Here is a 20,085-nt window from a genome sequence, read left to right on the forward strand (position 1 = left end):
ACTAATCACTCATAACAGATAACTGATAAAAACTGCCAACTTGGCAACCAATCTGTGAGTAACCCAGTTAAATTGATGAAAGATAAACGACTTTAAGGGTGTTGTTATCAGGGGTACTACATTACAAACTTAGTCTAAAAAGATTTTTTCTCAAATCTTGATTAAGGACATATAAAGCAATCTACCAACAATTTTATTTTCCTATTTTTTCAGTAGAAAAATAATAATCAGGTTTCACATTTGCTGCAACAGGAATATTACTAGCGTATAGGCGTTGTCTTTAATGTATAACTTAGCCCCCTAAATAACAGGCAGGCAGCGTCTAATAAATATTCCTGAACGCCACAGCAGCAAATGCAGAGTGGGAGATTAAAGGCGCTTGATATGTCTTCTCCCACTCTTCTTTTATTGGTAATTGGTAATTGTTAAAAAGCCATTAATAACAAAACCAAAGTTACCATAAATAGCCAATTATTAACTTATTATAGGAATAATATTTGATTTTTGAAATATACGTATGAAATATACGTAGGGTGGGCAATGCCCACCTTACTAAGAGACTTAAAATTTTATGGCTACGCCACGCAAGCTATCAGCTATCATTTATGATTCCTATGTATAGCAATTCCCATTCAAGTGAGGTGCAAGCAGTAATAATTAAACGCAGATGTAGCTTGCTTCCCGCAGGGTACGCAGATAAACACAGATAATTTTGTACTTCATTAGACTAGAAAATGCTATATACGGCAAAGTTTAATAGGAACTGGTAGCTTTTAAAAATTCTAAAATTGCTGCATTTACAACATCAGCAGCACCTGTTGAGGCATCATGATCACAATTCTGCAAAATTTGCAAGCGCGAATTAGGGATATGTTGATGTAATTTTTTGCCATGACTTACAGGGAACCAACTATCTTGATCACCCCATAAAACGAGAGTAGGACATTCAATAGTACTGAGATTACTTTGAATGCTAGTCAGTATATTGGGCTTTTTGGTTTGGAAATTCTCAATTTCCTTGATTGCTATTTGTAACTCTTCAGTAACTTTTACCAAAGTACCTGGAATTTCAATAAACGGGTAAGTGATCCAATAAACATCTTCCTCTGAGAGAATTGTAGGATCAAATAGCACCTTGCGTCTTTCTATAGCCATTATTTCTCTGATTATAGGTGCAAACCAATATGCTAGACGGAGAGAATCTATAGTATGTATTATTTCTAATGGAATTTTGGCAAGTATTCCCATGACCCAATGGGGTAAACTTTCCGCGAAAACAGGCACATTAATTACTACTAAACGCCCGATTAATTGAGGATATTTTTCAGCTAATGCCAGAGCAACTAATGCACCTAAAGACTCTGCTACAATTATAGGTGGTTCATCACATAAAGCCTGAATAATTCGCTTGAGTTCAAGTACTTGATGACCATTTTGTTCTCGTTGTGATAGAGGTTTTTCTGAGAAACCATAGCCTTTAGCATCAAAACAAATCACCCGAAAATATTGCGATAAGGGTTTTATGCTGTGCCGCCAATTATAACTCCAACTACCTAAACCATGTAATAAAATCAACGGCTGACCTGTACCTTTTTCGCCGTAGGCTATTTGTACGGGGTAGCCATTGGCATCAGTAATAATTAGATTTTGCCGCCCTTTGGGAAAATTAACTTGCCACCAATCTTGCATTACGTGATTAATAACTAATTTAGCTGCCAGTTAAGGCGTTCCATAGCAATCTTATTAATATCACGGGTAAGGCGATTAAGACAATAGCAAGCAACAACAATCCCGCGAAAAGGGCGATAATAAAACCCTGATCAGCTTTCTTTTTTTCACCAGGAGATTTTAAGTAATCTTCTAATAACTTGATATTATAATTGTTAGCTGTCCATGCAAAATCAAAAAAGTCTCCTAGCATGGGTACAGCGCCAATTAAGGAATCTATGATAATATTTACAACCATTCTGCTCAAACTGGCTCTAGACACGCCCATTCGAGCCGATTCGATGATAATGTAGATAGAAAGCATCACTCCCAAAACATCACCACCAACAGGTATTAATCCCAGAATGGGATCTAAACCAATTCCCACTTGAGTGCCGGGAATGGTGATAGCATTATCCAATAATCTACTAATTTGATTTAGACGCTTTAATGTAGGTGCATAACCATCAGCTTCACTGGCAGATCGATGAGGAGAATTAGACATTTTTTGGTAAGTAGTAATTTGGAATTTGGAAAAAAGCAGCAATATTGCTAACAGTACTCAAGATTGTTTCAGTGATGTTTTTGAGTGTATATCTTCACCGACAGTAATATTCAATTGGTATCCGATGAGGAAAACAAAGGCACTCATCCATAACCACAGCATTAAAACTATGAAAGTTCCTACTGCACCATAGACTTTATTATAGTTGCCGAAATTGGTGACATAAAGGCGAAATAGAGCAGAAAGAATTGCCCAGAATATAGCGGCTAATACAGCCCCTGGCATTAGTGGTATACCCTGTTTCCAGACGCTAGAACCATAACGATAGACTAAGCTAAAAGTAGAGGCAACGATTACCAAGGCTAAAGGCCAGAGTAACAATTGCCAAATATGCAATAAGAATTCTAGGGCAGCACTGCCACTCACTACTATTCCTAAGATTAAATCGCTGGTAAATACGAGGAATGAAGCTAATATTAATAGTAAAATCGTCCCAACTGTTAATCCTAATGAAATGAGTTTAGCTTTCCAAAAGGGGCGGGTATTTTCTGGGCTAACTTGCTGGATTTGATCGAAGGTAGTCATGGCAGTACTGACGGCACCAGAAGCTGTCCAAATAGCGAGTAGAAAACTTAAAGAAAACAAACCACTATTTTTAGAGTCGGCAATTTCTTGGGTAGCAAAATCACTAATTAAAATCCAAGCTTCTTGGGGTACAATTTGACTCAGTCGCATGGCTAGTTGAAGAAATGTGTTTTGTAAGGATTCTGCCATTAACCCAATGGCTGTGAGCAGGGCAAGAATTGCTGGAAACAGCGATAACATAGCATTAAAGGCAATTTGTGAAGCCAGTCCCAAAAGTCTGATTTCGATGGTTCTGGCAAAGGTTTTTTTCAGTGTACGCCAAGTGAGGTGATGAAAGAAGCTGACAAAACGAGGCTTAGACATATATATTTACAAGTTGCACCTTGTTGAAAAGTAAAAATTAATATAAGTATCGGACGAGCAGATTTATGGCAGAGTTGTTAGTGGTGGCTTCCTGAGTGATTCTACTTTACAGAATAATTTTTAACTACACTTAACTAAAGTAATGACTGAAAATACTGATAAAGCTGCCCGGTTAACACAACAGTGGTTGGCTGAAATTCAAGCCTTGAAACAGCAGATGGCGGAACTTCAGCAAAAACGTGATGAGGCTTGGGAAAGTTCACAGAAATGGCGACAGTTATATAATACCGAATCAGAACAACGCCGTGCAGATGCCAGAATGTACCAACAAGCGATAGCGAAGCGCTCCGAAGGAATCGCATCTTTAAAAGCTGAACTTCAGAAACTGCATGGTATAGACGCTCTCAAAGCTACTGACACAACAGCTATTGAACCAGAAATTACACAACTAACATCTGTGGAGGATGTAAAAGCCACACTCATCTCCTTAATCAAAGAACGCGATCGCTTGTTACAAGCTTTGAAAACCGAGCAAGATAACCACGCTCAAACTCGTAAAAGTCTGACAACTGCTTTGGGTGATGCTATTGATAGCTTGGCAAAGGTGCGAGCCGGGGATATGAAGCACAGTAGCACAGAGCAGGGTGCAGAGGGGAAAGATTAGATATCTCCGACACAGTAGAGACGTTCACTGGAACTTCTCTACAAGGGTTCCAGAAAACGCATAAGAACGCATATTTAATTTTCACTGCTATGTCTATTTTGAACAAATTTTAGTGATACTAGCAAATAAAACCTAAATTCTAAGTTTTGTAATGAATCAAAACAGCAGTGCTGCTTCCACTCAGGAGAAATCGGTTACTAAACAACAGCTAATGATAAATCCACTGACTATTATTGGTGGTGAACTATTATTAGCATTGCCTTTAGGGTTCCTATTGGCAAAATTGCAAGTTGGGGGAATTGCCTGGATATTTGGGGGAATTGTGGCTGGTGTGTTCGTATGTCAGGGATATCGAGTTTTGTACGAATATACACCTAAACCAAACCGGACTGCGAGAAAGGTAGGAATGGCACTTGTCGGTTTAACAGTTGGTGCTGCCAATGCACCAGATCATCTAGGTAATGTAGCTGCTGACTTGCCGATTTTTGCTGTGCTGACTTTTTTCATGCTGCTGTGCAGTATGGGGATTGGCTATTTTTATTCTCGTTTTAGTAAAACTAACATTTTGACGGCAATGCTGGCCACAGTTCCTGGTGGTGTGGGTGTAATGTCAGCGATCGCAGCAGATTACAATCGCAATGTTAGTCTAGTGGCATTAGTCCAAGCCATTCGTGTTACTTCCGTCGTTGTCATCATTCCCTTTATTGCCAAAACATCCCTTGGTAATTCCTGGAATTTGCCTGTACTGCCAGTAAAATCAACTTTAATCAGTTTCGATCCCATACAACTAGGATTACTCTTATTAGTCTTGCTAATTACAGCATTATTGGTTTATTTGGTTAAATTAGGCCAAATTCCCGCAGGTGATTTTTTCGGGGCGCTGTTAATTGGTATTGCCATTAATCCTTTACTAGATATATTGCCTTTTATGGGTGATATTGACTTTACCCCACCAACTTTAATTAAATTAGTGGGACAAATGCTGCTGGGAATTACTATAGGCGAATATTGGGGAGATAAACCCAAATTTGACAAACTGACTTTAGGCTATGCTGGGGTTTCCGTCGCCATGACACTCATTGTGGGTGCGATCGCTGCTATACTAGCGATGAAATTAACTACTTGGGACTGGTTGACTTGTCTGCTAGTGACAGCACCAGGAGGATCAGCAGAAATGATTCTTGTCGCCCTGACTCTAAATCATCATGTCGAAATTGTCACAACTGGGCATATAGTCCGATTGATTGCAATTAACAGTTCTTTACCTCTATGGTTGTTTTTATTTCGCCGTTTTGACAATTTTATGGAGCAAACAGCAGATGGTATCCCACATTCAAGAAGTTGATGCCCAACAATGGGTAAAAACTCGTTCTTCACTAGATTCAAATGAATCGACTTTCCTAATTTGGACAGGTAAAATTTATAGCTTTGTTCCTAGTGAAAAACGACAACTATTGTTTAAAATTGTGGGCATGAGTGTGAGTCGGTGTATTCCCACTCTGGAAGGCCGTTGGGATTTTACTTCTAGAGAATTAACTTACTACCTAAAGCCTGACACAGATGAGATTTTGCGGAAATGGGAAAACCCTTGGACAGGGGAAACAGTGTCGGTAATGCACGTTGCCAATAGTCCAGTGCAAGGTAAGTTTAGCGGTAAATTTCCTGTGCAAGTTGATGGAGAAAATAGTACCTTCGTCTTTGATATCTTTCCCAATTATCCCAATCCTTTAGCAGAAGATGCCAAATTTGCTGAATATTGTCCATCATCAATCTATCAAGCTGCGGAATTATTTAAAATCACAGTCCCTAGTGCAGATTTAGTGAACTCAGAATTGAACTCTGTGACAGAACTGAAGCTAAGTTGGGATAGAATTGGTCAATGGTTGCCTTGGATGAAAATGGGCGACCGCCCCGGTTATCTTATTTACAGTGCTACTGGCAGCAAAGTCCGCAGTTTTACAGAATTACCCCCACTTCTACAAGCAGAAATCAATACTCGCGTTCCTTTGTATAAGCAAGCTCCAAAAGCCTTTATGGAAGGGGAAGATATAACGTCTTGGTTATATTTCCAAAAGCATTTTCCCGCTTATTTAGCTGGAGAAATCTTTCCCTTACCAGCAGCAGAGGAAAGCTAGTAGTCTGTCAAATACATTTTGACGAATAACAGGATTTCCCGCTAGTTCATCTTTTTTAAACAGATTGCTTTGATTCTCTGCGAGTTCTAGTAGCTTTTTCTAAGTTACTACCAACTCGTTCTGCTTCACTTACAGGAGTTTCTACCTTTGAAGTCGTTATATCTTCACTAATATTAACTACTTCAAAGGTATTGAAAGCAGATTGATGATGCCTTTGTTAGTTTCCAATTATGCGTCCCCACATGGTTAGTGGAGACTTTGGTTTATGGGAGGTCAATATACTACGGGAGGAGTTTCCAATTATGCGTCCCCACATGGTTAGTGGAGACAATTTAGTTCAGGATTAGTTCAAGATGGCAGGGAGTTTCCAATTATGCGTCCCCACATGGTTAGTGGAGACACTTATGGCAGAAAATCAATTGATTTTTGGATTTGGTTTCCAATTATGCGTCCCCACATGGTTAGTGGAGACTAATTGCGGTAGGTGTGTAACCAGTACTGGAAAATCCGGTTTCCAATTATGCGTCCCCACATGGTTAGTGGAGACTCGACATTGGCCCGGTTTATTTTTCTTTAAAACTTTTTGATGTTTCCAATTATGCGTCCCCACATGGTTAGTGGAGACATCAAATGGAGGAGTTTTAATGAATATTGAAGAATTGTTTCCAATTATGCGTCCCCACATGGTTAGTGGAGACTCAAGTCAGCTATTAATACTCTTGACAACTATATTGTTGTTTCCAATTATGCGTCCCCACATGGTTAGTGGAGACTTAGTCAAAATCTAACTTCAGTAGACTACACAATGCAGTTTCCAATTATGCGTCCCCACATGGTTAGTGGAGACTTACTTTCCCCGAAGTTAGTAAAGCAGTCCCCCCGTTTCCAATTATGCGTCCCCACATGGTTAGTGGAGACCCAAAATCATCGATCCTAACGACTTTCGAGACTTAGTTTCCAATTATGCGTCCCCACATGGTTAGTGGAGACCCAAATGTTCAAGAAATTGCCTACTTAAATACAACATTGTTTCCAATTATGCGTCCCCACATGGTTAGTGGAGACCCTCCTTTACTGCGTTATTTCGGCGGCAAGTACCGAGTTTCCAATTATGCGTCCCCACATGGTTAGTGGAGACCCGGAATTCTAAACTTAATTGGCGCTCAAGGATCTGGGAAGTTTCCAATTATGCGTCCCCACATGGTTAGTGGAGACTTTCTAATTGGGGGTATCGGGTACACGCTCTACGTAGTTTCCAATTATGCGTCCCCACATGGTTAGTGGAGACACCACCGAACATATCGACCGTCATGGTTTCTGTTAGCTCGTTTCCAATTATGCGTCCCCACATGGTTAGTGGAGACGTTAATTAGCTCCTGAAGTTTGTCTCCTTGGTAGGTTTCCAATTATGCGTCCCCACATGGTTAGTGGAGACGCGAGTGCTTTATGGGTATCACACTATAGCAAATTCATTAGTTTCCAATTATGCGTCCCCACATGGTTAGTGGAGACATATGAAAATGCCACGACCTAAAGAAAATAGAAGTTTCCAATTATGCGTCCCCACATGGTTAGTGGAGACGCGCGGCTTCTTAATGCGATCGCCAAAATTCTCACTTTCGTTTCCAATTATGCGTCCCCACATGGTTAGTGGAGACATTGTCAAAGAAAATGCAGAGGAAGAAGTTTTAAGTTTCCAATTATGCGTCCCCACATGGTTAGTGGAGACCTCAGTCTATTGAAAGACTAAAGCCAGCCGTTAGAGTTTCCAATTATGCGTCCCCACATGGTTAGTGGAGACTCGATTCTGCCTTTGCCACATGGTTGCACCCTCCAATGTTTCCAATTATGCGTCCCCACATGGTTAGTGGAGACTTTACAGGGAAATGGTAATTGGAAATCTGATTATCGTTTCCAATTATGCGTCCCCACATGGTTAGTGGAGACAAACCAACGAACGGTATTAAATTAAAAGAGAAAAAGTTTCCAATTATGCGTCCCCACATGGTTAGTGGAGACGGGTATTCGCCAATTCATTGTACGAAAGTCTACCCAGTTTCCAATTATGCGTCCCCACATGGTTAGTGGAGACCAGAGTATCTATCCAAGCTTGCTAGTGAGATATCAGCGGTTTCCAATTATGCGTCCCCACATGGTTAGTGGAGACCTGGGCAGTTTATTGGAGTTCGCCTCTAAATTTAGCGGTTTCCAATTATGCGTCCCCACATGGTTAGTGGAGACTTGATTTTGATGTAGCTTGGAAGATTGCGGGATACTCGTTTCCAATTATGCGTCCCCACATGGTTAGTGGAGACGAGGTGTTGACATTGATGGTAATACCTATTGTCGCTCCTGTTTCCAATTATGCGTCCCCACATGGTTAGTGGAGACCATGGCTTATAAAAAATGTTGCACTACCTATGATGTTGTTTCCAATTATGCGTCCCCACATGGTTAGTGGAGACAGGGTTATTAAGATTGTTTCAAGCCCGATGATGAACAAGGTGGTTTCCAATTATGCGTCCCCACATGGTTAGTGGAGACCCAAATCTAAGTTTAAGCGGTATGGGTTCTATGCAATCGTTTCCAATTATGCGTCCCCACATGGTTAGTGGAGACGAGTGCTTTATGGGTATCACACTATAGCAACTTCACAAGTTTCCAATTATGCGTCCCCACATGGTTAGTGGAGACAGCGGGGGTCAGTAAGACTTGATAGACAAGGCTTTGGACACCCATTTGCGCGGATGAAACTTAAAAGTACCGTTTGAGCGATCGCTTGTCAAGTCCTCCCTTAATGAAAAATGCCTCAAACCCTTTGCTGGCATAGATTACAGACTTTGCGCGAGCCTCTTTTTTTCCTAAAGACCTCCAAAGCCATAGCTGATAAGCCTTTAGAGGTTATATAACAAGCGTTCGATAAATACACCCCCTGGGTCGCGCAGTTTTAGGTAGTGTTTTAAGTGATGTCGTTAGCGATCGCATTGGGTGAGTTTTAGAGATGAAGCGCGCGAAGGTATCGTGCAGTAGTTCCTTTAAAGCATCTCATCATCAACGAGAAGATTGTTGCTGTGCAGCTTGTCTCACCTCATCTATAGGTAAACTTAAAGCCTGTGCTATCTGTTCTATACTTAACCCAGCAGCTAACATTGCTGGTACTGCTAGTAGCTTTCCTCTAAGTTCTCCTTTCTGTTCTCCTTTCTGTTCTCCTTCTGCAAAGGCTTGCTGGTATACTCGTGTTTGCTTTAAATCGCTCAATCCAAACATTTCCTGTATCTCCTCGATGTCCATGCTGGGAAATTTATAAACCAAAATAGTTTCAATAATTTGTAATAATTGTTGCTGTTGGCCTACAGATGCAATTTCTTGATTGGTTCTGGTAATTAACTCCCTAGCTAATTGGATAGCTCTATCTTCATTTTCCATGACTAACTTAATCGTAGCAACACCGATGGGTAGTGGTACATTTTGGAGGGTGAGATGGTTGGGGATTAAGTGATGTCGTTGGCGATCGCTTCTAGTTCATCGTATAAATTCCTCTCCTTGTAAGGTAGACCTAAATTCTTGATTTCATTCAGAAATTTTTCTTTAACTTCCTGCTGGTAAATGGTTAAGACATCTCGCTTGCTTGAATCAGACTGATCACCTAAAAGATATCGGATAACATCTCTTTCCGTAACTCCACGTAGATTGTGCATTAATTGATTGCGGCGGTCTGCTTCACGTTTTCTTACATATTTACCTATCCATTTCAGAAGTGTCCAAGGTTGAAAATTCTTTTTTGGTGCTTGTTTACACAATTCACATAGCCACGCAACCATACCTTGATTGCTTCCTATGTCAGAAAAATTACCCAACTCGCCTTGATTGAGTTTTTTATAATTATTTTTGACAGGAAAAAATAATTGTTCCAAAATTCCGATTTTTTCCTCTTTAATATTTATGCTTCTATCTACACCTAGCAAGTCTTTTAAATAATTATCTTTTTCATCTTTTTTCGTATCTTCCTCGTTAGTTTTAAAAACCAAACCTTCTTGATTCCAAACAATCACTTCATCCACCCTTAATTTTCCGCTAATTGGTGAATCAAAAGTTTCATAGCGACTATATAATTCATTGATTATAGCTGCCTTTAAAAATGTTTCATGAGCAGCAGCTAATAATGTGATTCCCTGAATATAATTTTTTTCTTTAAAGAAAATCTCTATTAAAGATAGTGAATCAACAACCCGTTGTATAGCTGGCTTCACATAAAATTCATTTTCATCTTTTTTGATCAGACTTTTACGAATATTAAACACGCTCACCATGTTTTTTAAACGTGGCATAACGTTTTTAGTATCTTCATAACCAATTTCCTCCAACATAGACAAAGCAGCACCAGGTAAACCCTTACGAACTAATTGTTTTGCTTTTTCAATTTGAATTCCCATCCAGTAATTAGAAATCTCAACTAATTGAGGCTCTGATGACGGCTTATCATCATCATTAAAAAATATATTACTTGATAAAAATTTGACGTTATTAAAATTACCTAAACTGACAAATTGTACTGCTGAAGATATTGCCGGAGTTCCCGCTTGATGGCTAACATATACAGTTTCTTTGGGGTCATATTCAGGAGATTCTGATAATTTTTTTTGAATCTTTTGGAATTCTTCTTTCACTAAATCTAAAGTTTTTTCCCAGTTATCTAGTCCTTCCTTAGATGGTTCTGAAGTGTGAGATTTCTTACGTGGTCTTAAAGTGCAGAATTCTAGTTTAACTGATGAGAAAATTAAATGTTGTTGAAAATACTCTTTAAATATAGGCTCTAAAGTACAAGTATCCTGCCAAAAAGGAGAAAATTCATGTTCTACCTGCTCATTCAAATCACCATTTTCATCAACAAATATATTTCTTTGGTCAGTCAACAATACAATAAGCATAGATGGCTTTTCATCGGGCTTATTCACAAAATATTGAGTAAAAGTATCTAATAACGGAAAAGCCAAATTGCCATAATAATTATCCTGTACATGATTTCCATACACTATGCCTAATATCCTGGCAGGAACAGGATAAAGTTCGGTAGTTTTGTCTTCCTGAATAGCTGCAAATTTATCACATTTTCTGATATCTTTCTGATCATCATACCTCACTTCTTCATATAACGGCCTTTCCCAGTTATCATCGGTCTTTAACTGCACATCACTATTACCTGTTGTAATAATCCAAATTGACATATTAATTCTCCTAATTACCAAACTTTTTTAAATTCACTATTCTCGTTAAGAAAAGCCAAAAACTTTGTAGTTTCTGAAGATTCATCAGGGAAAATGATCAGCAACTCTACATAACCTTTCCCTGACACAACTTTCCCCTGCTCATTAGTCACAAAACGCGGATACATACGATGCCAAATGCGTCCTGTATTTCCCATTTTTCCCGCTAAAATATGAGGATTTCTAATTCTATCATTCCCCTTATAAGCATCATGAAACCAGTGAATTGCTAGACTTTTGCCATTTTCTGCAAAACGCGCCCACACTTGTACTTTCGGTGCATACCAAGCTTCCCGCCATTGTGTGATGTCATCATTTTTATTTGATTGATTTTGAGGTTGATTCTGGACAGTTTCGGGACGTTTTGGTGGAGATTTGAGAATAGGAGCTTGATTTGGTTTTGATATATTTTTGTTATTGGGTATATTGGTTGTGACAGTTGTATTTGTAGCTTTCTGTGTTGGTTTATTGGTTAATAAATTAACATCCTGTTTAATTTGTTTATCTTGTGGTATCCAAATCCGAATTACATCACGAATTTGTTGGATATATTTAGTAATATTATTGGGATTATTTTGGTCATTTTCTAAATTATTAATGGGATAATATTCTGACTCATTAATAAATTGCCAATGACAACCAATCACCTTGTCTGGATGGTTTTTAAAATAGGTTGTGTGAAACTCCTTATGACATACTCTACGCCAAGATTTACCAATTCCACCAAATAGCATGGTAAATTTAATTATAGCTTTGGCTGTATTAATTAATTTGAGTCTTTCTGCATCAGTTATCTCAGGATGCATACAAAAAATATTTAAAGTTCCTTCAGATAGTTCATAGTGCTTAGGATTATATGTAAACCTAATATTTTCTAAATTAAAATCAAAATCTATTCCCAATAATCCCACATTTGTATCTTTTGAATCTTGATTATTTTTGTCAGCAAATCCACCCCATAATTTTCTAGTAATTTGCTTGGCTGTATCTCCGTCAGTCATTCCTGCTAATAAACGTAAGGTATGTCCCCGTAATGCAGCCTTAAACATATTCGGACGAAATTCCGGTGTTTTATTAACTAATGTTGATACACTACCCTGTCCTTTCAGCTTAATTTGTAATAGTAGATGAGAATGCTCTTGATGATTATAATCAATTTCTTGAAAATATCCGTAACCAGCACTAACTCTAGAACCCAGTCCATTAGCTAATGCTCTTTCCCAGATTTTTTTAATTTTATCCCATTCGGATTTATCTAATTCTTCGGTACTAGAAAAACCGAATTTTAATGTGGTATGATGGAGAGATATCATAGAATTTGCATTAGTTGGGTTATCTCTATCATCCTTAATTACTTGTTTGCTTTCTTGACTGTGAACAATATCTACTAATTTTTTTGTCCAGTCTAAATCAACTGGATAAGCACCATGAAAGCGCAAAATTCCAGGTTTACTACTACCATCTGCTAATTTTTTACCGCAATAATTTTCTGCTTCTATTCTTCCCTGTTCTTTCCCATAAATTTGTTTGCAAGCACGAATAAAAGCACCTTTCATACTTGCACCAGAGAAATAGGGAAAACCTTTAGCACCAATAATTGGACGGATAAAACCCTCATCTTGTCCGCTATTGGAAACCAATCTCCATTTGATTGTGTATTTCCATGTTTCTACCTGAGAACCAAATTCTGGGAATTTAAAGTTTGTATTTTTTGCGGGTTTTACATTTGGTTTTGAACGTGCTAAAGCTTTATTTATTGGCTGCTGGAAATTAGGTACAGCTTGATTGCTGTGAGATACTTCTTTAGGAAGTAAATCTTTAGGAAAAATCCCCTTCCATTCATCAACCCATATCTCTGCATCTTGTCGTTTTTCTGCACTTTTTCGCTTATCAACAACTCTCTGAATTTGGCAACGTCCATCAATTTGAGCGCGGAACATCATGGGTACATCTTCAGCATTCATGGTTATTTTTCCTCTTTTTTCTCTTTAACTTTATTAAATCGCTGTGTCCACCAAACTAAACTGTCACAAAATTGAGTTAAAACAGCTAAAGTTACTCTTTGATGCTCAATGGGAAATTGCTCTTTATCCCAAAACAGAGCCGTCATTTTTTTGATATCTTCGGTTTTAAAATTTTTGCTGTCACGCCCTATTTTTTCATTAGGAACAATAATTCCAGCTTTCTTCATAATTTCTACTAACTCTTGCCAAGTTTCTAACCAAAATTCTCCTTTGTTGTAATCTTCGCTATCTTTTCCCTTACTCATTAAGCGTAAATGCTCTCCCCAAAATCTTTCTAATCCATAAGCTGCTGTGACGCGCATTTTGTGAGATTCTTTTAAAACCTCTTTGTCTCGATACTTAAGGACTAAATGCTGTGCTTTTTGGTCTAATTCATAAGAGTTCCAAGTCATGATTTTTCCTCACTAATATGCTTAATTGTTAAATGACAATGACCTAAACCAATAGATTCAAGTCCACCCAAATATATTTCACCACTTAATTTACCCTGAATCGGTTTCCAATCCCAATCTTTATCATGGGGTTTAATCGCAATGGGGAAGGCTAAAATTGTACCTTCAGGTAATGCCTCAGTATTAAAAAATTGACCTTTTTTAGCCATTTTTTTATCGTCTTCCAAAGCGACTCGACTTTGACGATATAAAGCCATATCGTGAATCATCGCTATATCATTATCATCCACTACTACTGCTGGTAAATCTTCACCTAAAGGAAACCAATCTGATAAATTTCCTTCTCTTTTAATTTCTAAAAAACCGAGATTAAAAAAGAGAAATTTCTTACCTTTATGTTTATTACCCTGAGATTCTAAGGCACTATTCCATAACTTTTTAGAAGCTGTATATTCTCTAGGAATTTCATTAGCTTTTTTATTTAACCCAGCTATACGATTATATCTTTTGAGTAAACTAGGACAAGTTACCCAGACAATTGGTTGTCCTGGACAAAAAACAGGTAGCCAAACAATAGAAGCGTGTTCTAATTTAATTACAGCTTCGCTGGTACTATCTGGTTCTCCAGGTTCAGCTTTTCTTCCATACCAAAAATTTTCATCTTGTTCGGGAGGAATTGTTTCTCCTTTCTTTTTGAGATATTCGCAATATTGACGCATATCGGCTCGCAAACGACCGCGAATTGAACTACCATTAATAATGCCAGTTTGGGTAAATTGGTCACGAAAGATAAGGTTTAAATTACCGTTTTCTTCCCCTGCTGTCGCTCCCACATGAACTGGTGCTAAGGTTTCAATAATTCCACAAGCTTTCTGATACATGATTTTCTCTCCTATTGATTTACTAATTGAGTTTCTTGATACTTTTGTAAACCTTTAATTTCTACTGGTAAACACAAACCAGAACCAATTTTTTGTAAGCTATATCCCTGATTTGGAAACCAGTTTTCATCAAATTCACTCCAAGTTTTATTAAGTGGTTTTGGTAATACATAGACACTGCCGGCGGGAACTGCATAACGTCCTCTTCCTAATCTTCCAGCGGAATTGAACCGATAAGGTATGGCTTTATCAGTTAGTAATTTAGTTTTGTCTTCTGGAAAATATGATACTAAATCAGGATGTTGGGGAAAACGATAAGAAAACCGGGTTGAACCCCAAACAGCAGGAGAAATTAAAGCAAATGCTTGTTGTATTTTTTGATCAAAAACTTTGATAACTTCTGAATTTTTAATCTCTTCACATTCAATTTCTACAATGTGATTTTCTCCTCCAAAACGATACCAGCCATTTTTTAATTTATGGCTTGATAAATAAATTAAACAAGTATCTTCTGGCATTTGTACGGCACTTTCTAGAAACAAACCATCTTTCTCTTTGGAGTGCCTTTGGTCATCTTTCATGTGAGGATGAAGAAAAGATACATAATCCCAAGGATGAGTAGCACAATCTAGTTTATTCTTATTCCAAGATGTAATAGTTTGCCATGTAAAAGCTGGTTCTAATTTATCTTCATCTTCTTGATATTGTCTTTGTCGCTGCCAATTTCCATTTTTATCTAATACCCATTCGTCTCTATATTTCTCCTTATCTCCAGCAATAATTCTATGCCAAGGAATTGGCACATAAAAATTTTGTTCATATCCAGATTTAGCCCAAAATGGACCCGCAGTATGCAATTTTTGAGTAAATTTTTCGTGAGTTTCCTCTGCTTCTGGTTTAGGGAAGTTTTTATCTGCTAATTTGGCACTAAAAAATAAACCAGAAAGAACTGCTGCACTAGGGGGAAATTTTTCTCCAGAACGACCAACTAAATTTTCTGGTGACAGAAATGCACCTGCACTACCATATAAAAAACCTAATGGTCTGATGATGATGATGTATTTGTATTTGCACATAAATACCAACCAATTGTAATTAAATTTTCTATCCAATCAATCATTAATAAAGCTTTTTGAGCGGAACTTGCATCATCACTTGCACCCACAAGAAATTTTTCGTGAGTTTTAAGTATTTCCTGATAACTAGGAAAATAAATACCAAAAAATTCTAAAAAATATCGACGATAGTCAAGAATTTTACTTTGTTTAGCGGTGTTATCACTATCAATTTCTTGACGACGACGGTTTTCTCCTAGTCCAAAAGCGTGACGGGCTTTGAGTTGGGCTAAATCACTGTATATATGCGTCCAATTCGGTTCGTATTTACTATCCCGACCTTTGCATTCCCATTCTGGATAAGTGTTACCTTTTCCGTCTGTATATTTTTTCAAAATATGCAAGTATTTCCACGGACAAGTCCATTCTACATACTGTCCACTATTAAATACAATTCTAATGGTCACGCGATCGCGCTTTAAACTTTTGGCTGTCTCCTGTGCTTGACGACAATGTTGCAATACATCTCGTTGGGGAACACTCCCCGCAACCCAGACAAAACCAACGCTGACATTTATATCTTGTTTATGTTCGTGCCATTTATTATTTAATGTCATTAACCATTCCAATGCAGTCAATCCAGGAATTGGTTTTCTGACATTTTTACTATAAATTACTCCTAAAAAATCATCTCCACCGGCGTAAATAATTCTGCCTAGTTTTTGCTTTGGTAAGTATCCATAAAAATCCTTACCCCAATTACGTAGTTCTATAGTCAATTCTCGAAGATTATCTTCTGCTTTTTCGCTATTGGCTAGTTCTTTCAACTTTTTTCCAACTTCATCTCCATCTCCCATAAACCAACCAGTCCATTGTCCAGGCTGAGTTGCAGTCGGTTTGCGACGAATTTCTTTAAATCCTTTGGGTAATTTCCCAAAAGAAAAACTATTTCCTCCAATTTTTATTCCTATATCTTTTCTGACATCCTCACAAGTTACCAGACGTTTAACTAATTCAGGAATACTCAACTGTTCGTTAAGCGCGATGAATTTACCTTCTGCTTGAGCTTCTTCAGCAATATCTTCTTCTTCTTCTAATTCTTCTGTTTCTGGTTCTTCTTCCTGAGAATTTTCTCTGTTTTCAGTTATATATGCTAAATCTCCATAAAACGTTGTGATATCATCTTGTTCAGAGCGATAGGTTAAATTTTTAGGGTTACGATTTTCTCCACCCAATCCTGGAAATGCAATTCCATCTGTACCTGTTAAACTTGAACTTTCACCAATCCAGTTAATTGCAGTCCAATTACGAGAAAGTTTGCGAGTTTCCAAATCTTCCATTGCATTTGCGATAGAATTACCTTGCCCCCAAAAGATTTCCCAAGCATGGTTTCCCCAATGTCCCCACTCACGTTCCCACTCATATTTATAATCGGATAATTCTGTCTCAATCCAGTTACGACAAACTGCAAGTATATCCTTCCAAGCTGTTAATAATATCTCCCGTGCAGTATCTTTGGGAAAATGACCGTTTATAAGGATGCGGTTCGGCATTCCTTTTTGTAAATTAATATTTGCAGGGGAAATTACTGTCGTTTCTGGAGGTTTATGTGCTGCTAGTACTATCTGTTGACTAAGGTAGGACAAAATTAAAGACGCACCATATAAGTCCCTCAACTTCCGTGATTTTTCGATAAATCCTTGCACTGGTGCAAAGGTAATAGCAGTGTATGTGTCTTTTGCTTCATCAGCCATACTCTTACTTCAACACGTAAACAACTTTTACAACAATGTCTGGCACTAGAAAATCGTATAATGAACAACTTAAATGCTACTCAAAATAACTGATTTTCTTTATTATCTATGTAACAATACGTAAAGGAAAAGTAACAAAGTAAAAAGAACTGGTTATCCCCTTACTTGTTATTTTTCAACCTAACGCTCATATTACTAAGTGTTGCAGAGATGACCTGAGTTCCAAACTGTTTTCATGCGAATGACGAAAAATATGGCAATCAGTTGAAATATAAGATAACACCCCACCCCTAACCTCTCCCCGCTGTTTCGTGGAGGGGAACAGGATTTACAGTTAATTCCTATTTTGAAAAGAGCGATGTCTCCGACGGGCTACGCCTACGCATTTTCAACCATAAATCATTCACTCTTTCCCATTTCAAATTATGATAAATCTCTAGACAAAAGTGCATCTTAAAAAATGCCAAAACCAACAGATACCAGCACAAAAAAACTAATTAGCCTTGCCCCTGACAATTGGGTAAGATGGGTGACGGATATTCCTAATATCAAAGCCCATGAAATTTTATCGGGGGAATTTCAATGGATAAGTAGAGAAAGTGATGTATTAATCCGTGCCACAAGTCCAGAATATGGAGAATTTCTCGTATTAAATGAACTGCAACTGCGCTACAATACCAAAATGCCTCGACGAATGCGTTGCTATGCAGCACTTGCAGAAGAAAAATATGAATTACCGACTTACCCGGTATTAATTAATATTTTGCCAACTAGCGATGTAGAAATACCTACGAGATTTACATCAAATTTTGCCGGATTAACAGCAACCCAAGATTACCGCGTGATTAATTTGTGGGAAGTTGATGTGAATATTCCCTTTCAACAATCTTTGCCTTCATTACTTCCCTTTGTCCCAATTCTCAAAGGAGGAGGAAATGAGTTTATAATTAGGGAAGCATTGCAAATCTTACGTCAAGATCAAGAATTAAATCAACTGGAGACGGTTCTAGCCTTTTTTGCTACCTTTGTATTAGAAAGTGCGTTAGTGAAAGATATCATGAGGTGGGATATGGCAGTTTTACGAGAGTCACCTTGGTATGAAGAAATACTAAAAGAAGGAGAAGCACGGGGACGAAAAGAAGAAATGCTTTCTAACATAGAAATGAGTTTGGAAGCGAAGTTTGGTAATGAGGGTTTGGAATTAATGCCTCAAATTTGTCAAATTAATGATTTGGAACAATTACAAGGGATTTTGCGAAGTGTGGTTTTAGCGAATAATTTTGAGGAATTACGGCAAACTTTTTCATGATTTTTTGTTAATTAGTAGCTATAGCCTCAGTTACCAAAATTAGGACGTAAAAATCATAATTTGTAGGGGTAAAGCACAGTGCTAAACCCTTACCAATCGCTGCAATATACCTGACCCCAGAAATCTGTTTGACGATTACTGTCGGACTTCGGTCAGTCCTCGAACGTCAATTATATCAATGCCGCCTTTATTATTTGTTACTACAGAGCCAACTGTAATAACTTCTTCTTGGGTAGATTTTAAGCTATTAAAAAATAAGAATCTCCCAACATAGACGGGAGTTTTTAGGGAACAATTGTTGTTCACAAAACGATTGTGCTTTACGTGATTACTCTTCCAGGTAATGCTAATTGTGGAAAAAGTGTTTTTAGTGCAGTATAGTCGCACTTCTTGAGTTTTTTCTTCTTCTAGTAGTGCTGAACAAGAAAAAGATAAATAAATAACAGCAAAAACAAAAACTAAACGAATCATTTTTTGATTTTCTAATTACAATTCAATTTACTAATTTAGGACTTACGCACTGTACAAATCAATCGTGATATGCGTTCACTAAAATACCTTATTTCCGGCTGCAATTAATTCTATTTTTGCCGATAAATCAACCGTGGGGTAGGGGTTTAGCACTGCTAAACCCCTACGATAAATGTGTTTTTCACATCTACACATATTTGATGTTTTTTGTCAATGCGTAACTTCTATAATTGTCAAACAAGTTTCCAATTATTCCGAATTAACCCAATCGGTGGGGCTTATATTGACAACAAGCCAATAACCAACGCAACTGGGTTTCCAATTATTCCGAATTAACCCAATCGGTGGGGTAGAGTTACTTAATGGAATGACATTTAACTTATTTCGTGTTTCCAATTATTCCGAATTAACCCAATCGGTGGGGTATTTATGTTTTTTTCGTTTTTCTTCGGAGGGAGTTTTGTTGTTTCCAATTATTCCGAATTAACCCAATCGGTGGGGATTCTTTATTTTCCGACGTCTTATGACTTTCGAAAACGTGTTTCCAATTATTCCGAATTAACCCAATCGGTGGGGAGGAAGCCCCTCCGTCAAAGGCGAGAATCAGTTAGCGTTTCCAATTATTCCGAATTAACCCAATCGGTGGGGAACTCAAACAGTTTTTAACCTACAAAAATTTTGTAGTTTCCAATTATTCCGAATTAACCCAATCGGTGGGGAAAATTTAATAGCATCTCTGACACCGTCGTAGAAAAAGGTTTCCAATTATTCCGAATTAACCCAATCGGTGGGGTAGATCCCCAGTTGAAGAAAACGCTTTTCTTCTAGTTCTGGTTTCCAATTATTCCGAATTAACCCAATCGGTGGGGAAACCAAGCAAAGGATTGTTTATGATTGCTTTTGTTTCCAATTATTCCGATTTAACCCAATCGGTGGGGATACAGAAGAAATTGTTCTCGAAGCACAAAATGAAGTT

General features: G+C 37.9%; 14 protein-coding genes, 1 pseudogene and 2 CRISPR repeat arrays (1 of these 17 cut by a window edge). Of the genes and pseudogenes, 4 read left to right on the forward strand and 11 right to left on the reverse strand.

Annotated features, from left to right (window positions below):
* Positions 1-753: 753 nt before the first annotated feature.
* From H6G59_RS13310 to H6G59_RS13320, 3 genes are read right to left on the reverse strand one after another with little or no spacing between them, the layout of a single operon-like run.
* Positions 754-1,689, reverse strand: a complete 936-nt coding sequence (locus tag H6G59_RS13310) for an alpha/beta fold hydrolase (RefSeq protein ID WP_190715107.1) — start codon at positions 1,687-1,689, stop codon at positions 754-756.
* Between the two features lie 19 nt (positions 1,690-1,708).
* Complete coding sequence (locus H6G59_RS13315) at positions 1,709-2,212, reverse strand: DUF4112 domain-containing protein (RefSeq protein WP_190715109.1); 504 nt, start codon at positions 2,210-2,212, stop codon at positions 1,709-1,711.
* 57 nt (positions 2,213-2,269) lie between these two features.
* Positions 2,270-3,160 carry a YihY/virulence factor BrkB family protein gene (locus H6G59_RS13320; protein ID WP_190715111.1) on the reverse strand — a complete coding sequence of 297 codons (891 nt, stop codon included), beginning with the start codon at positions 3,158-3,160 and terminating at the stop codon, positions 2,270-2,272.
* Between the two features lie 142 nt (positions 3,161-3,302).
* Here H6G59_RS13320 and H6G59_RS13325 point away from each other — a divergent pair, with 142 nt between their 5' ends.
* The 3 genes from H6G59_RS13325 to H6G59_RS13335 all read left to right on the forward strand — a co-directional run bounded on the left by H6G59_RS13325 (position 3,303) and on the right by H6G59_RS13335 (position 5,959).
* Positions 3,303-3,824, forward strand: a complete 522-nt coding sequence (locus H6G59_RS13325) for a hypothetical protein (protein WP_190715113.1) — start codon at positions 3,303-3,305, stop codon at positions 3,822-3,824.
* A 151-nt stretch (positions 3,825-3,975) separates the two neighbouring features.
* Complete coding sequence (locus tag H6G59_RS13330; RefSeq protein ID WP_190715120.1) at positions 3,976-5,169, forward strand: AbrB family transcriptional regulator; 1,194 nt, start codon at positions 3,976-3,978, stop codon at positions 5,167-5,169.
* Positions 5,144-5,959, forward strand: coding sequence for a DUF1838 domain-containing protein (locus tag H6G59_RS13335; protein WP_190715122.1), 816 nt, complete (start codon positions 5,144-5,146; stop codon positions 5,957-5,959). The genes H6G59_RS13330 and H6G59_RS13335 overlap by 26 nt, the downstream gene beginning before the upstream one ends.
* A gap of 220 nt (positions 5,960-6,179) precedes the next feature.
* Positions 6,180-8,653: direct repeats of the CRISPR family, unit length 37 nt; unit sequence GTTTCCAATTATGCGTCCCCACATGGTTAGTGGAGAC.
* 357 nt (positions 8,654-9,010) lie between these two features.
* Here the strand turns inward: H6G59_RS13335 and H6G59_RS13340 are convergent.
* From H6G59_RS13340 to H6G59_RS13370, 7 genes and pseudogenes are all read right to left on the reverse strand, one after another.
* A pseudogene (locus H6G59_RS13340) lies at positions 9,011-9,418 on the reverse strand (Rpn family recombination-promoting nuclease/putative transposase); the annotation flags it as partial.
* A 32-nt stretch (positions 9,419-9,450) separates the two neighbouring features.
* A complete protein-coding gene (locus tag H6G59_RS13345; RefSeq protein WP_190715124.1) occupies positions 9,451-11,184 on the reverse strand; it encodes a hypothetical protein in 1,734 nt (577 codons plus the stop codon).
* Between the two features lie 14 nt (positions 11,185-11,198).
* A complete protein-coding gene (locus H6G59_RS13350; protein ID WP_190715126.1) occupies positions 11,199-13,187 on the reverse strand; it encodes an RAMP superfamily CRISPR-associated protein in 1,989 nt (662 codons plus the stop codon).
* Positions 13,188-13,189: 2 nt separating this feature from the next.
* Positions 13,190-13,639, reverse strand: coding sequence for a hypothetical protein (locus H6G59_RS13355; protein WP_190715128.1), 450 nt, complete (start codon positions 13,637-13,639; stop codon positions 13,190-13,192).
* Positions 13,636-14,520, reverse strand: a complete 885-nt coding sequence (locus tag H6G59_RS13360; RefSeq protein ID WP_190715131.1) for an RAMP superfamily CRISPR-associated protein — start codon at positions 14,518-14,520, stop codon at positions 13,636-13,638. Before H6G59_RS13360 ends, H6G59_RS13355 begins: the two co-directional genes overlap by 4 nt.
* A gap of 11 nt (positions 14,521-14,531) precedes the next feature.
* On the reverse strand, positions 14,532-15,596 hold the full coding sequence (locus tag H6G59_RS13365; protein ID WP_190715133.1) for a type III-B CRISPR module-associated Cmr3 family protein: 1,065 nt from the start codon (positions 15,594-15,596) through the stop codon (positions 14,532-14,534).
* Positions 15,557-17,329 (reverse strand): Cas10/Cmr2 second palm domain-containing protein, encoded by a 1,773-nt coding sequence (locus H6G59_RS13370; protein ID WP_190715135.1) that lies wholly within the window; start codon positions 17,327-17,329, stop codon positions 15,557-15,559. Before H6G59_RS13370 ends, H6G59_RS13365 begins: the two co-directional genes overlap by 40 nt.
* Positions 17,330-17,789: 460 nt before the next feature.
* Here H6G59_RS13370 and H6G59_RS13375 point away from each other — a divergent pair, with 460 nt between their 5' ends.
* Positions 17,790-18,638: an Rpn family recombination-promoting nuclease/putative transposase gene (locus H6G59_RS13375; RefSeq protein ID WP_190715137.1), complete on the forward strand. Its 849-nt coding sequence runs from the start codon at positions 17,790-17,792 to the stop codon at positions 18,636-18,638.
* Between the two features lie 135 nt (positions 18,639-18,773).
* Here H6G59_RS13375 and H6G59_RS13380 read toward each other — a convergent pair whose 3' ends face one another.
* Complete coding sequence (locus H6G59_RS13380) at positions 18,774-19,109, reverse strand: hypothetical protein (RefSeq protein ID WP_190715139.1); 336 nt, start codon at positions 19,107-19,109, stop codon at positions 18,774-18,776.
* A 241-nt stretch (positions 19,110-19,350) separates the two neighbouring features.
* A CRISPR array of direct repeats spans positions 19,351-20,085; the repeat unit is 36 nt; unit sequence GTTTCCAATTATTCCGATTTAACCCAATCGGTGGGG; it runs 1,181 nt beyond the window's last position.

The sequence above is a fragment of the Anabaena lutea FACHB-196 genome (assembly GCF_014698305.1).
Classification (GTDB): domain Bacteria; phylum Cyanobacteriota; class Cyanobacteriia; order Cyanobacteriales; family Nostocaceae; genus Anabaena; species Anabaena lutea.

Bases quoted from the DNA above. Each gene is read 5' to 3' on its own strand.
- H6G59_RS13310 (WP_190715107.1), bottom strand. From the start codon at position 1,689: ATGCAAGATTGGTGGCAAGTTAATTTTCCCAAAGGGCGGCAAAATCTA.
- H6G59_RS13315 (WP_190715109.1), bottom strand. From the start codon at position 2,212: ATGTCTAATTCTCCTCATCGATCTGCCAGTGAAGCTGATGGTTATGCA.
- H6G59_RS13320 (WP_190715111.1), bottom strand. From the start codon at position 3,160: ATGTCTAAGCCTCGTTTTGTCAGCTTCTTTCATCACCTCACTTGGCGT.
- H6G59_RS13325 (WP_190715113.1), top strand. From the start codon at position 3,303: ATGACTGAAAATACTGATAAAGCTGCCCGGTTAACACAACAGTGGTTG.
- H6G59_RS13330 (WP_190715120.1), top strand. From the start codon at position 3,976: ATGAATCAAAACAGCAGTGCTGCTTCCACTCAGGAGAAATCGGTTACT.
- H6G59_RS13335 (WP_190715122.1), top strand. From the start codon at position 5,144: ATGGTATCCCACATTCAAGAAGTTGATGCCCAACAATGGGTAAAAACT.
- H6G59_RS13345 (WP_190715124.1), bottom strand. From the start codon at position 11,184: ATGTCAATTTGGATTATTACAACAGGTAATAGTGATGTGCAGTTAAAG.
- H6G59_RS13350 (WP_190715126.1), bottom strand. From the start codon at position 13,187: ATGAATGCTGAAGATGTACCCATGATGTTCCGCGCTCAAATTGATGGA.
- H6G59_RS13355 (WP_190715128.1), bottom strand. From the start codon at position 13,639: ATGACTTGGAACTCTTATGAATTAGACCAAAAAGCACAGCATTTAGTC.
- H6G59_RS13360 (WP_190715131.1), bottom strand. From the start codon at position 14,520: ATGTATCAGAAAGCTTGTGGAATTATTGAAACCTTAGCACCAGTTCAT.
- H6G59_RS13365 (WP_190715133.1), bottom strand. From the start codon at position 15,596: ATGTGCAAATACAAATACATCATCATCATCAGACCATTAGGTTTTTTA.
- H6G59_RS13370 (WP_190715135.1), bottom strand. From the start codon at position 17,329: ATGGCTGATGAAGCAAAAGACACATACACTGCTATTACCTTTGCACCA.
- H6G59_RS13375 (WP_190715137.1), top strand. From the start codon at position 17,790: ATGCCAAAACCAACAGATACCAGCACAAAAAAACTAATTAGCCTTGCC.
- H6G59_RS13380 (WP_190715139.1), bottom strand. From the start codon at position 19,109: ATGATTCGTTTAGTTTTTGTTTTTGCTGTTATTTATTTATCTTTTTCT.